Origin of the sequence: Neorhizobium sp. BETTINA12A (assembly GCF_023006485.1) — a bacterium.
Lineage (GTDB): Bacteria > Pseudomonadota > Alphaproteobacteria > Rhizobiales > Rhizobiaceae > Neorhizobium.
The window spans coordinates 1-13,087 of sequence record NZ_JALBGW010000008.1; the positions used below are offsets into that span (position 1 = coordinate 1).

Below are 13,087 nucleotides of genomic sequence, written 5' to 3' on the forward strand. Positions count from 1 at the left end.
AGCCAGGCCCGGCCTGCTATGGCCGCGGCGGCGCGAACCCGACCGTCACCGATGCCGACCTGATCCTCGGTCGTCTCGATCCGGAGGAGTTCGCAGGTGGCGCGATGAAGCTCGACCGCCCGGCCTCTGACAGAGCCATGGATGCCGACATCGCCTCCAAGCTCAATACTGATATCGCGACAGCCGCTTACGGCCTCAGCGAGGTGGTCGACGAGAACATGAGCAACGCGGCGCGCATGCATGCCGTGGAGAATGGCAAGGAGCTTTCCGAATTCACCATGATCGCCTTCGGCGGCGCAGCTCCCATCCACGCCGCCCGTCTGTGCGAAAAGCTCGGCATGTCGGACCTGCTGATCCCGCCCGGTGCCGGCGTCGGTTCTGCGATCGGCTTCCTGCGCGCTCCCTTCGGTTTCGAAAGCGTGCGTAGCGCCTACAGCCGGCTTAGCCGGTTCGATGCGGATGCGATCAATCAGACGATCGCTGACCTCAGCGCCGAGGCCATATCGTTCGTGCGTTCCGGTTCGCCCGAAGCAAATCCAGATCTCGAATGTACGGCTTACATGCGTTACGTCGGTCAGGGGTGGGAAGTGCCGGTCACGATCGAGGTACGCGACTACGCCGATGCGGATGGCCACCTGTTCCGGAAGCTGTTTGACGAGCAGTACGAACACTTTTTCGGTCGGGTCATCGATGGTCTCGACGTCGAGATCGTCAGCTGGTCCTTGCGCGCAACCTCAAAGGTTGCCCCGCCGGCGAGGATAGGCAAGACCGCAAAGGTTGGCGAAGCCAAGGTCCGCGGCACCCGCGAAATCTTCGACGTCCAGGAAGGCAGCTTTCTGAGCGCGTCGATTGTCGCGCGCGCCGACATGAAACCGGGCGACTGGGTTTCCGGTCCCGCTGTCATCACCGAACGCGAGACGTCAACGATTATCACCACGAGCCGCGAAGTCATCATGCAGTCGGATGGCTGCCTGCTCATACGCGTCAAGCAGAGCGCTTGAACGGAGGATTTGACATGAAAACCAGCGCACTTTCCGACGTCCACATGCAGATCATGTGGAACAGGCTGATCTCCGTTGTGGAAGAACAAGCCGTCACGCTCATCCGAACCGCCTTCTCGACCAGTGTGCGTGAATCAGGCGATCTTTCCGCCGGCGTCTTCAACCGCGGCGGCAAGATGATCGCCCAGGCGGTGACCGGCACACCCGGCCACGTCAACGCCATGGCCGAGGCCGTCGGCCACTTCATCCGCGACATCGGGCCTGAAAACATCTTCGAAGGCGACGTCTACATCACCAACGATCCGTGGAAGGGCACTGGTCACCTGCACGATTTCACCGTGGTCTCGCCCAGCTTCCGCAATGGCGCGCTCGTCGGCTATTTCGCCTGCACGGCGCACGTGGTGGATGTCGGCGGCCGCGGTTTTGGGCCGGATGCCAACGAGGTCTACGAAGAAGGCATCTTCGTCCCGATCATGAAATTTGCCGAGCGCGGCAAGGTCAACAAGGACCTCGTCAACATCCTGCACAACAACGTCCGCGAAAGCCATCAGGTGGTCGGTGACGTCTATTCGCTGGCCGCCTGTAACGAGATCGGTCATCGTCGGCTGATGGACATGATGGAAGAGTTCGGGCTCGCCGATCTGGAAACGCTGGGCGATTTCATCTTCAAGCGTAGCTATGACGCCACCATCGAGCGGATCGCGGCCCTGCCGAAGGGCACTTATTCGAACACTATGCGCGTCGATGGGTACGGTTCGCCGATCGATATCGCTGTGCGTCTGGACGTGGCAGAGGACCATATCCTCGCTGATTTCGAGGGGACGTCACCGCCAAGCCCGAAGGGTATCAACTGCCCGATCATCTATTCGGCCGCCTATGCCTGCTATGGCATGAAATGCTCGATCGCGCCGGAGATCCCCAACAACCACGCGTCTCTGCTGCCGTTCCGTGTAACCGCCCCGAAGAACTGCATCCTCAATGCCCAGCACCCGGCGCCTGTTTCCGTTCGCCACGTGCTTGGCCATCTGGTTCCTGATGCGGTGCTCGGGGCCGTGCACAAGATGCTTCCCGGCAAAGTGCCGGCAGAAGGGGCAGGGGCATTGTGGAACCTGCATGTCAGCGTGCGTCCGCTACAGGGGGATAAGGCACCAGCCGAGGGCGGGCAACGTGCAGAAGTGCTGTTGTTTAACAGCGGCGGCGCCGGTGCTCGCTCCACACTCGACGGCCTCAGCGCCACGGCGTTCCCGAGCGGCGTGCATTCCATGTCGATCGAGGCGACCGAGCATGTCGGCCCGGTGATCTTTTGGCGCAAGGAGTTGCGTGACGGTTCGGGTGGCGCCGGACAGTTCCGCGGCGGTCTCGGGCAGGTGGTGGAGATATCGCCGACCGAAGGTCACGAGATGCATTTCAACGCCATGTTCGATCGCGTCGACCATCCACCCCGTGGACGTGAGGGTGGGGCCGATGGCGCCGCGGGTGCCGTCTTGCTTGATGACGGAACGGTTCTTGCCACCAAGGGGCGCCAGCATGTGCCGGCCGGCCGCAGATTGATCCTGCAGCTTCCAGGCGGTGGAGGATACGGCGCGCCCGATAAGCGTGATCCGGCGGCAGCGCAGCGAGACAAGGATTTCGACTACACGCCGAAAAGCTAATCCGCCAGTGACCGGTGGTGAGATCCGCCGGCCACAAACACAGTTTCCCTGGGGAGTTAGACATGACTTCGAGAACAAGCGGGCGGCCGGCATCGAGTCGTCCCCGAGCATGGCCATCGCGATGGCGTCTGCTGCTGCGAAAACCAGAGCGGATAATGCAGGGGGTTCCGATTAGCCGGAGGTCTGCGGCGTTCCATCTCGATTTTCTCGGCGCCTCGTAATCTCTCCGTCATGTCACTGCCCAGGCTGACATTCATCGCATCCGCGCCATGGCGCGTTGGAACGTCGTGACGGGCGCGTTACTCGATCTCAGACAGCAGCGGCATAGTTCGATCACTGCTCGATAACGTGACAATTCCACGCCCCACTCACTGACATATGGTTTAGGCGACGACGCTTAGATGCACAGCAATTTTGCGCCGTAGGGTGCGCCGCTGGTCAAGTGTCGACCGGGGGCGTATAATCTTCACGCGTGCAGGTTCAGTCCTATGGCGCCGTTCCTAACGCGGGTATCCGTTGTGGTCGTTGTTGTCTGTGACAAGAATGGAGAGGAATTGTTATGGCACATTTTCACGTGATCGCGGGAGGCGCCAGGAAGATGGCCTATCCCACCGTGCGGCGCATCAATGTAGCAGATGTCTTCACTTCGTTGCGTCAGGGGTTGGATGATTTCTGGACCAAGCCGTCGCACTACGTCTTTCTCTGCCTGATCTACCCTATGGCCGGCGTGATCCTCGCGTATTGGACATCCGGTGCCAATGCGCTGCCACTGCTGTTTCCGCTCATGTCAGGCTTTGCCCTGATCGGTCCGATAGCGGCGCTGGGTCTTTATGAAATCAGTCGCCGGCGGGAGCTTGGCCTTGACACCTCCTGGCAGCATGCGCTCGAAATCAGGCATTCCCCGGCGGTCCCGGCAATCCTTGCCATCGGTGTTATGCTGGCGGTGATTTTTATCCTGTGGCTTCTGACGGCGCAGTCGCTCTATGTCAGCCTGTTCGGGCCGGGACGGCCGGAATCGCTGATGACTTTCGTCAACGAGGTGTTCTCGACGAGCAGGGGTTGGCAGCTGATCCTCTACGGCAATGCCGTCGGCTTCCTCTTCGCCCTGGCCGTGCTTTGCACCACAGTCATTGCATTTCCGCTGCTTCTTGATCGTGACACCGGTGCGGCTGCAGCGGTCTATACCTCGATGAAAGCCTTCGCGGTCAATCCCATGGAATTCATACTCTGGGGTCTCATCGTTGCGGTGCTTCTGGTCGTCGGTTTTGCGATGTTCTTTGCCGGTCTGGCTATCGTGATCCCGGTACTTGGCCATGCGACCTGGCATCTGTATCGCAAGGTCGTTGAACCGGAATCCGGCTTGGGGAGCAGCAGCGGTCGGTAGGTCGGAAAACCGGCTTCGGCACTGCCCCTCAGGGACCAGTGCCGAAGAAGGCGAGGCGGGTGAAGATCGTATAGTCCGCCTCCGATACCATCAGCGCGACGAAAACAAGCACCAGCAGCGGCGGCAGCAGGATGGCGTAAACGAGCGCCAGCCGTTCCCAGGCCATGTGCATGAAGACGGCAACGATCAGCCCGGCCTTCAGCATCATGAACAACAGGATCAGCGTCCATCTGAGATAACCCTGGAAGCCGAGATAATCGACCATGTAGGAAAAGGCGCTGAGCACGAAGAGCATGCCCCAGACGAGGAGGTAGAGCCGGATCGGATGCTGCTGCCCGGTTTGGAGCCGTTGTCCAGATTGGATGTGTGCATGCGCCGCTGTCTCGTTCATGACGACCTCACCACAGATAGAAGAATGCGAAAATGAAGACCCAGACCAGATCGACGAAGTGCCAGTAGAGGCCCATGATCTCGACGGCCTCGTAGCGACCTCTCCGGCTGGTGAAGAAGCCGCGCCGTTCCTGGTCGAAATCGCCCCGCCAGACCTTGCGGGCGACGATGAGGAGAAAGATGACGCCGATCGTGACATGGGTGCCGTGAAAGCCGGTAATCATGAAGAAGGTCGATCCGAACTGTGCCGCCCCCCAGGGGTTTTCCCAGGGGCGCACACCTTCGGTGATCAGCTTCGTCCATTCGAAGGCCTGCATGCCAACGAAGCATGCGCCGAGAAGCGCCGTTAGCAGCATCAAGATCGCGGTCGTGCGGCGGTCGCGGCGATAGCCGAAATTGACTGCCATTGCCATGGTGCCGCTGCTCGAGATCAGCACGAAGGTCATGATCGCGATCAGGATCAGCGGCACGTCCTGGCCGCCAATATGCAGCGCGAAGACCTCGCTCGGATTGGGCCAGGCGACCGGCGTCGACATACGGGCGGTCATGTAGGCGATCAGGAAACAGCCGAAAACGAAGGTGTCGCTCAAGAGAAAGATCCACATCATCGCCTTGCCCCAGGAGGCGGTCTTGAAGGCGCGCTGATCCGACGCGAAATCGGCGGCGACACCGCGCAGGCCCGCCGGCCTGAGGTCTGGCTCGCCATGTGTCCCGATAGTCTGTGCCATCTGCAAATCTCCTGGTTCGGCCCCTAGGTCAGCAATGTGCGGCAGAGATCGACGAAATCATTCGCCCACCCGGCAAATAGCGCAAAGAGCAACAGCCAGACGGCGAGCATGAAATGCGAATAGATGGCGGAGAGATCGACGCTGAGGCGCAGCCTCTCCGGCGCAACGTCGGTTGAAAATGCCCTGACCGTCGTGTGCGCGAGCACGGCGAGCCCACCGAGGATATGCAGCCCATGCAGGCCGGTCAGCATGTAGAAGAAGCTGTTGGCGGGATTGTCGGCCAGCACGTAGCCGGCTGACACCAGTTCCCGCCATGCCTGGATCTGCCCGACGAGAAAGAAGACGGCAAGCGCGAGTCCTGTCACAAGCGCCGGCCGCAGGCTTTCCATGCGGCCGTGTCCCGCTTCTCGTCTCGCCCATTGCAGCGCCGCACTGCTCGATGCGAGTGCTGCGGTGTTCACCCAGAGGAGGCGCGGAACCGGCATGCCCCACCAGTCGGCCGACGCCATGCGCATGAAATAGGCACTGACGGCAAGGCTGAAGACGGCGCCGACGACGCCGAGAAACACGAAGAGGCCGATCTTCACCGCCGGCGGCGGTCGCCGCTCTGCGCCGATATGATCCGGCAGTTGCACCGACCCGGTTTCCAGCCAGGGCTTCGAGGTCAGCCGCTGCCCGGAAAGCCACCAGATGATGATGGCGGCGATCGCGGCAAGGAAGATCAGGATGACGTTCATGCGGGAACCTCCCGGGTGACGCCATCGCTTGCCGGAACATTCTGCGGAATGAAATCCTCGGCCGCTCCCGGCACGCTGTAGTCATAGGCCCAGCGGTAGACGACGGGCAGGTCCTTGCCCCAGTTGCCATGGGCGGGCGGGGTCTGCGGCGTCTGCCATTCCAGCGTCGTCGCCCGCCATGGATTGCCGCCGGCCTCTTTCCCCCGGAAAAGGCTCCAGACGAGATTGAACAGAAAGACCATCTGTCCGGCCCCGACGATCAGCGCCATGACGGTGATGAAGATGTTCAGCGTATGGGCCGAAGGCGGAACGAAGGCCGTTTCTCCCATCTCGAAATAGCGGCGCGGCACCCCGAGCAGGCCGAGATAATGCATCGGAAAGAAGATCGCATAGGCGCCGAGGAAGGTGATCCAGAAGTGGATATGGCCGAGCACGTCGTTTAGCATGCGTCCCGTCACCTTCGGATACCAGTGATAGATCGCCCCGAAGATGACGAGGATCGGCGCCACACCCATGACCATGTGGAAATGCGCGACGACGAACATCGTGTCCGACAGCGGCACGTCGACGACGACATTGCCGAGGAAGAGGCCCGTCAGCCCGCCATTGACGAAGGTGACGATGAAGGCGAGCGCAAAGAGCATCGGCAGCGTCAGGTGGATGTCGCCGCGCCAGAGCGTCAGCACCCAGTTATAGACCTTGATCGCCGTCGGGACGGCGATGATCAGCGTCGTGGTGGCGAAGAAGAAGCCAAAGGCCGGGTTCATGCCGCTGACATACATGTGGTGTGCCCAGACGACGAAGCTCAGCGCACCGATGATGACAATCGCCCAGACCATCATGCGATAGCCGAAGATGTTCTTGCGCGCATGCGTGCTGATCAGGTCCGAAACGATGCCGAAGGCGGGAAGTGCTACAATATAGACCTCGGGATGCCCGAAGAACCAGAACAGGTGCTGGAAGAGGATCGGGCTGCCGCCGCCGTGCTGCAGCTGCGTGCCCATCTCGACGATGGCGGGCATGAAGAAGCTCGTGCCGAGCACCCGGTCGAACAGCATCATGACGCAAGCGACGAACAGGGCAGGGAAGGCGAGCAGCGCCATCACGGTGGCGGTGAAAATGCCCCAGACGGTGAGCGGCATGCGCATCAGCGTCATGCCGCGCGCCCGCCCCTGCAGCACCGTCACCACATAGTTCAGCCCGCCCATGGTGAAGCCGATGATGAAGACGATCAGCGACGAGAGCATGAGGAGGATGCCCCAGTCCTTGCCGCCGGGGGTGCCGGAAAGAACGGATTGCGGCGGATAAAGCGTCCAGCCCGCCCCTGTCGGGCCGCCGGGGGCGAAAAAGCCGGCGACCAGGATCAGCACCGCGAGCAGGTAGATCCAGTAGCTCAGCATGTTGGCGTAGGGAAACACCATGTCGCGGGCGCCGACCATCAGCGGAATGAGGTAGTTGCCGAAACCACCGAGGAACAGCGCGGTCAGGAGATAGATCACCATGATCATGCCGTGCATGGTGATGAACTGATAATAGTGATCGGCATCGATGAAGGCGAAATAGCCGGGAAAGGCAAGCTGCAGCCGCATCAGCCAGGAGAGCACCAGCGCTACAAGGCCGATCGAGATAGCGGTCATCGAATATTGCACGGCGATGATCTTGGCATCCTGGCTGAACACATATTTCGTCCACCAGCTGCTCGGATGATAAAGCTCGACATCCTCGACTTCGGCGGCGGGGATGGCGCCTGCACTTCCGGATGGAATCTCGACCATGATCTCTCTTCCCTTTCCTTCCGAAGCGGCTTCCGGCCGCTCCGCCGGGTCAGTTTGCCGGCCGCGGCGGCTCTCCCGATGACGCCGTAAGCTGGGTGAATGTCTGCTGCTGCCCAAGCCAGGTCTGGTAGTCCGCATCCTCGTCGACGACGACGGTGCCACGCATTTGCGGATGGCCGACGCCGCAGAGTTCGGCGCAGAGAATCTCGAAGCTTCCCGTGCGCGTCGGCGTGAACCAGAAATAGGTGATCATGCCGGGGATCATGTCCATCTTGGCGCGGAATTCCGGCACGTAGAAATCATGGAGAACATCGACCGAGCGCAGCAATATGCGCACCGGCTTGCCGACCGGCAGATGCAGTTCGCCGCCCTCGATGATCACGTCGTCGAGGCCGCTTGCGTCGTTCTTGTTCAGGCCGAGCGGATTTTCGGCGCTGACGTCGCGCGTCTCGGCGCGGCCGAGCTTTCCGTCCGCGCCCGGCAGGCGGAAGTTCCACAGCCACTGCTGGCTGACGACCTCGACCGGCACGGCATCGTCGGGCACCGTGATGAACTGGTTCCACACCACCAGGCCAGGCGCCAGCATCGCCGCGACGCCGACTGCCGTTCCCGATGCCAGCAGCCATTCCAGCCTGCGGTTTTCAGGCTCATAGGCCGCCTGGTTGCCCGGCTTGTGTCGGAAGCGAAAGACGCAATAGGCCATGAACGAAACCACGGCCACGAAGACGATGCCGGTGATCCAGAAGGTGATGACGAGCGTGCTGTCGATATAGGTCCAGTTGGAGGCGATCGGCGTCCACCACCACGGGCTCAGCACATGGAACAGCACGGAGCCGACAACAATCAAGACGAGAATCAGCACAACAGCCATTTCCGCCCCTCCCTGAGCAGGTCGACCGTGAAACCGCATTCCGCAAAAATACGGGGTTATTATCGCACGAATGGAAAAGATGGGCAATTACTGTAATTTAGGCATGTCCAGCCGGTGGTCTCTCGGCCGGTTACTGGGAATATTGCTTGAGATAGGCGATGAGATTGGTGATCTCCTGCTCGTCCTTCAGGCCGACGAAGGTCATCTTGGTGCCCTTCACCTTCGCTTTTGGATTGTGCAGATAGTCGCGCAACGTCGCCTCGTCCCAGACGAGGCCGCCGTCTCCGGCCTCTTTCATCCCGGTCGAATAGGCGAAATTGGGATGCGTTCCGGCCTTTCGGCCAAACAGCTTGTTCAGTGACGGGCCGACCTTGTTCGTATCAGAATCGACGATATGACAGGTCGCGCATTTCTTGAAAACGGTGGCGCCCGCCGTCGCGTCACCTTCCTGAGCTGCGGCATCAAACGACGAAACGGCGACGATAGACGCGCCGATCAACAGAATAACACGATAGGTCATGGCAAACCTCATCCTCCTCAAGGTTGCCCAATCGCCCCATCATCCACCCCATCCGGGCGTGGATATGCTTGCGATCACTAAAGAGTAGTCCTTAAGGTTGGTAAGTCAACCGGCCCCACAAGAGGTCGAGGATCATATTTAGCTCAATGGCCCTAACGGCGTTGTGTCAAGGAGTGGGGCATGGATATGGTGGGATGAGAATTCGCCCATCGGCTACAGGCGTCATCATTTCCCGCAACAAATCATCGTCGCAGACGATCCCTCTGACCACGTTCCCGAGTGAGCGTTAAGGGGTCGAGGGTTCAGATTGGCTCAAGAGCACCAAAATCCTGTCCGTATCGTTGCGTATGGCGCGACCTGTGGCATCCGGCACCTTTTTTACCAAGCGGCTTCGTAGATCCTGACAACATCTGGCAGCGACACCGTGCGCGGATTGTTGACCAGCAGACGGGTCTGTTCCATCGCACTTTCCGCTAGCAGAGGAAGTCCGTCTTTGGGAATTCCAACATCTCTCAGGCGTACGGGCAGGTTCAGGCGCACAGGCAGCATCGCCAATCCTTCGATAAAGCCGGAAATCCGCTCGGCCTGACCTGCAGGCTCAAGGTGAGGATAGAGGCAAGGCGCCAGCTCAGCATAGGCATCGCCACACACGGTCGCGTTGAAACGCAGGACATGCGGTAAGACGAGACTGTTGGAAAGGCCGTGCGGGACGTGATAGCGGCCACCGACCGGATAGGCGAGCGCATGGACGGCAGCGACCGGCGAGTTGGCAAAGGCCTGTCCGGCGAGCATCGCGCCGAGCAGCATCGCCTGCCTGGCGGCAAGATCGGTTCCGGTCATGACGGCGATCTCGATATTCGCCCCGAGAAGCCGAAGAGCCTCCTTGGCAAGGGTGCGGGAAACCGGATTGTTATTTGCACTTGCGGAGGTGAACGCCTCGATGGCGTGCACCATGGCGTCAATCCCCGTTGCAGCGGTCACGGTTGGTGGAAGGCCGAGGGTCAGTTCGGCGTCGAGAACGGCAGCATCCGGTAGCAGCACCGGCGATACGACGCCCTTTTTCTGGTGCGCGCCGGTGGTCACAATGGAAATCGGTGTGACTTCTGATCCGGTGCCTGCCGTTGTCGGCACAAGCACCAGCGGCAGACGCTGCCCGCGTACCTTGCCCACTCCATAGATATCATCGAGTGCTTCGCCGCTTCTGCAGAGCAGAGCCACGAGTTTTGCGACATCGAGCGACGAGCCACCGCCGATGCCCAATACGCCGGTTGCGCCAAACTCGATCGCCTGCGCCACAGCCGCATGAATGATGGCTTCCGGCGGATCGGCGACAACGCCCGTAAAGAGCGATGTTTCAGCGCCACCTGCCGAAAGGCTCGCCAGGGCCGGCTGCACCAGCCCCGCCTTGACGACCCCATCATCTGAAATCGCCAAAACACGCGACCCGAGCAGGGTCGCCAGCTCCGAAAGCCTGGCGATGCAGCCCGGCCCTGCAATGATCTGCGGGACGGTCGCGAATGTGAATGTGGACATCATACCAGCCTCTCACTGATGCCATTTGACCAGCGGCTGATAGTGATGCGGTTGGCGCATGACAACAAGATCCTTTCGGCGGACGATATTTGTAGGATAGGGCGTATCGAGATTGGAGGTGTCGACGGTTGCCGCGGCAATCCCTTCCCCGTCCAAAATCGCCGATTCCTGGCGTGGAAAGGCAAAGGAATCCGGCCCGAACACAGCACTCTTGCCCAAGTATCCCCGCGCCGCATCCAGCACATTGGCGAAGGCGAAATAGACGTTATTCTCGCCGCCGCGCACGCGCAACGCGTGCCAGTGATAGGGGTCGCCACCCTTGGGGATCGGGGGTTTGTTGTGTTCCAAGAGACGCTGATCCGCAACACGATCTCTTCGTGTTGCGGATCGAGAATAGGGTGCTGTTGCTTTAATGAAGTTGGACGAACGAGCGGTTCATTGCAACGCGGTCCGCATGAGTCGAGTCTGGCCGAAGCGCTGCCATCTTGCTCTTAAATATGGACCATCTTGTGGATGCTTCACCCTTCGCCGCAGCGTCGAGCGCCTTGCGCATGGTGGGTGCGTCGAAGTCGCAGCAGTAGCCCGGCGTCAACGGCTGCTGCCTCCAGGATTCAGCGAGCGGTCCGCCGTCGACCGGATCGAACCCGACCTCGTTTACGATTGCCATGGCGATCTTCTTCGCGGCGGCGTCGTCTCCCGCGACCGCCACGGCCAGTCGACCGGCCGCACCCTCGGGCTGGCCCAGTTCCGCCAGGGAATATGCGAGGATGTTGTTGAAGGCCTTGATGATAGGGCGACCGATCTGTCTGGAGACCCAGACGCTCTCGACCTCGCCTGCATCGAGGTCGGCGATCTGCGGGTCACGCAGACCCGGATAGTAGTTGCTGGTATCTATGACGGGGACGTTGGCGGGCAGGTCCTTGAAGAGGTCCTTCGGCAGGTTTTCGATGGCGAGAAGCGGAATGGAAAGAATGACAAGGTCCGCGCCGTAGATGGCTCCTTTCGTGTCCGCAGCAGCGACTCCAATCTCGTCGGCGAATGGCTTGACGGCATCCGCGCCCTTGGAGTTCGCCACCCTGACCTCATGGCCTGCCGATGCAAGCTTGCGGGCGAGAGTGCCGCCGATATGGCCAATTCCGATGATCCCGATTTTCATGCTGATGCTCCTGTTGTGCTGCCAATCAAGATAATGAATACTGCGACTTCAACAAGAACCGACAGATAGGTGGGTTCCCCACCAAAAGGTATGTATGGCTCAGGAACGGGAGTGGAGATGCGGAGACCCGCAGCAGCAACGCAAATGGGCGGACGCGACGACGGGCGCCGTGCGGGTACTCGAAGGTAAATGGAAGATCGTCATCATCTGCCAACTGTTCGGGACCAAGGAGGCGCTTCGCTTTTCCGAACTCGAACGGCGGTGCGAAGGGGTGAACCAGAAGATGCTCATCCAGCAATTGAAGGAGCTGGAGAAGGACGGGATCGTAACCCGTACCGTCTATCCCCAGGTGCCGCCGAAGGTAGAATATGCATTGACCGAGATGGGCAAGGCCCTGGGGCCGTCGATGGCCGAACTCATCGACTGGGCCATCATGCGCAGAGATCGGATGGCAACGGAAGTCCGGCTGTGAGCCGTTGCTAGTTCTCGTCGAACCGGAGCGCGGTGTTACGCTCCAGGCTTGCCGGAGCCGCTGCGACCATTTCGTTTATGAGATCGATGTCGCCGGCGATAACGACAGTCTCTACGTCACGCGTGATGGCGGTGTAGAGCATGGTCCGATCCAACAGCTTCGACCGGACGACAGGGATGATGACCCGCTTGAAGGCCGATCCCTGCGCTTTGTGGACGCTGGCAAAAAGCAACACCCGTAAAAACTGCCTGCTAGTTCCATAAGATAGATTATGCGATCCGAACTTGTAGCCGCAAAGTTGAAGTGTCCTGTTTGGCATGATGCTTCTTGCGTAGATTCTCCACCGGGCGCACACCTTTGCCGACAGGTCCTAGTTGCACGAAGTCTCGGTTTATACCACTGTGTAGCCGTGACGGAGGGTACAGTGATGGATCAGAAGAAGCCGAACCCGATTGATGTACATGTTGGATCAAGGATCCGATTGAGACGGGCCATGCTGAAGATGTCCCAGGAGAAACTGGCCGACGGGCTTGGGATTACCTTCCAGCAAGTACAGAAATACGAAAAAGGGACCAATCGGGTTGGCGCCAGTCGTCTTCAGATGATTGCAACTATACTGAACGCGCCTGTCGGCTATTTCTTTGCCGATGCGCCAACCCCGTCATCGGCAACCGATAGCAAGCCTGTCGTGCACGAGGAAGATGCGGTGACCTCCTTTCTGGCAACCCGTGAGGGGGTGGAACTCAATCTGGCATTCCAGAGGGTGGCAAATGCGAAGCTGCGCCAAAACATCGTTCAACTGGTCAAATCCTTGGGGCCCCCGTCAGGTCTGGATCGCGATCACGCGGATCCGGGCGCAACGCGTTAA

At 60.2% G+C, this 13,087-nt stretch carries 14 protein-coding genes and 1 pseudogene; 5 read left to right on the plus strand and 10 right to left on the minus strand.

All coding sequences use genetic code 11. From position 1 onward, the window contains the following. From MOV61_RS04010 to MOV61_RS04020, 3 genes are all read left to right on the plus strand, one after another. A partial coding sequence (locus tag MOV61_RS04010) for a hydantoinase/oxoprolinase family protein (RefSeq protein ID WP_309493700.1) occupies positions 1–1,001 on the plus strand: 1,001 nt, incomplete at its 5' end. A 14-nt stretch (positions 1,002–1,015) separates the two neighbouring features. Further along, the gene (locus MOV61_RS04015; RefSeq protein ID WP_247135640.1) at positions 1,016–2,653 is read left to right on the plus strand and encodes a hydantoinase B/oxoprolinase family protein; all 1,638 of its coding nucleotides are present in this window, start codon (positions 1,016–1,018) and stop codon (positions 2,651–2,653) included. Between the two features lie 559 nt (positions 2,654–3,212). Beyond that, on the plus strand, positions 3,213–4,037 hold the full coding sequence (locus MOV61_RS04020) for a DUF2189 domain-containing protein (protein WP_247135641.1): 825 nt from the start codon (positions 3,213–3,215) through the stop codon (positions 4,035–4,037). Between the two features lie 28 nt (positions 4,038–4,065). On the opposite strand, the gene MOV61_RS04025 is transcribed toward MOV61_RS04020, so the two are convergent. From MOV61_RS04025 to MOV61_RS04065, 9 genes and pseudogenes are all read right to left on the minus strand, one after another. Beyond that, entirely contained in the window at positions 4,066–4,428 is a 363-nt protein-coding gene (locus MOV61_RS04025) for a cytochrome C oxidase subunit IV family protein (protein ID WP_040124703.1), read from the minus strand. 7 nt (positions 4,429–4,435) lie between these two features. Beyond that, the gene (locus MOV61_RS04030; protein ID WP_041366035.1) at positions 4,436–5,155 is read right to left on the minus strand and encodes a heme-copper oxidase subunit III family protein; all 720 of its coding nucleotides are present in this window, start codon (positions 5,153–5,155) and stop codon (positions 4,436–4,438) included. Between the two features lie 23 nt (positions 5,156–5,178). Next, the gene (locus MOV61_RS04035) at positions 5,179–5,892 is read right to left on the minus strand and encodes a cytochrome c oxidase subunit 3 (RefSeq protein WP_247135642.1); all 714 of its coding nucleotides are present in this window, start codon (positions 5,890–5,892) and stop codon (positions 5,179–5,181) included. Continuing rightward, positions 5,889–7,667 carry a cytochrome c oxidase subunit I gene (gene ctaD / locus MOV61_RS04040; RefSeq protein ID WP_247135643.1) on the minus strand — a complete coding sequence of 593 codons (1,779 nt, stop codon included), beginning with the start codon at positions 7,665–7,667 and terminating at the stop codon, positions 5,889–5,891. The genes MOV61_RS04035 and ctaD overlap by 4 nt, the downstream gene beginning before the upstream one ends. A gap of 49 nt (positions 7,668–7,716) precedes the next feature. Further along, positions 7,717–8,538, minus strand: coding sequence for a cytochrome c oxidase subunit II (locus MOV61_RS04045; protein ID WP_040124709.1), 822 nt, complete (start codon positions 8,536–8,538; stop codon positions 7,717–7,719). Between the two features lie 130 nt (positions 8,539–8,668). Then, positions 8,669–9,058 carry a cytochrome c family protein gene (locus tag MOV61_RS04050; RefSeq protein WP_040124711.1) on the minus strand — a complete coding sequence of 130 codons (390 nt, stop codon included), beginning with the start codon at positions 9,056–9,058 and terminating at the stop codon, positions 8,669–8,671. A gap of 378 nt (positions 9,059–9,436) precedes the next feature. Then, the gene (locus MOV61_RS04055; protein ID WP_247135703.1) at positions 9,437–10,591 is read right to left on the minus strand and encodes an iron-containing alcohol dehydrogenase; all 1,155 of its coding nucleotides are present in this window, start codon (positions 10,589–10,591) and stop codon (positions 9,437–9,439) included. Positions 10,592–10,603: 12 nt separating this feature from the next. Beyond that, positions 10,604–10,939 (minus strand): annotated as a pseudogene (locus MOV61_RS04060) (amidohydrolase); the annotation flags it as partial. Positions 10,940–11,000: 61 nt separating this feature from the next. After that, complete coding sequence (locus tag MOV61_RS04065; RefSeq protein ID WP_247135644.1) at positions 11,001–11,747, minus strand: NAD(P)-binding domain-containing protein; 747 nt, start codon at positions 11,745–11,747, stop codon at positions 11,001–11,003. Positions 11,748–11,841: 94 nt separating this feature from the next. Between MOV61_RS04065 and MOV61_RS04070 the strand changes: the two genes are divergently transcribed. Beyond that, positions 11,842–12,219 carry a helix-turn-helix domain-containing protein gene (locus tag MOV61_RS04070; RefSeq protein ID WP_247135645.1) on the plus strand — a complete coding sequence of 126 codons (378 nt, stop codon included), beginning with the start codon at positions 11,842–11,844 and terminating at the stop codon, positions 12,217–12,219. A 7-nt stretch (positions 12,220–12,226) separates the two neighbouring features. Here the strand turns inward: MOV61_RS04070 and MOV61_RS04075 are convergent, their stop codons facing one another. Next, the gene (locus tag MOV61_RS04075) at positions 12,227–12,538 is read right to left on the minus strand and encodes an ATP-binding domain-containing protein (RefSeq protein WP_247135646.1); all 312 of its coding nucleotides are present in this window, start codon (positions 12,536–12,538) and stop codon (positions 12,227–12,229) included. Between the two features lie 108 nt (positions 12,539–12,646). Here MOV61_RS04075 and MOV61_RS04080 point away from each other — a divergent pair, with 108 nt between their 5' ends. Next, positions 12,647–13,087, plus strand: a complete 441-nt coding sequence (locus MOV61_RS04080; RefSeq protein WP_151046383.1) for a helix-turn-helix domain-containing protein — start codon at positions 12,647–12,649, stop codon at positions 13,085–13,087.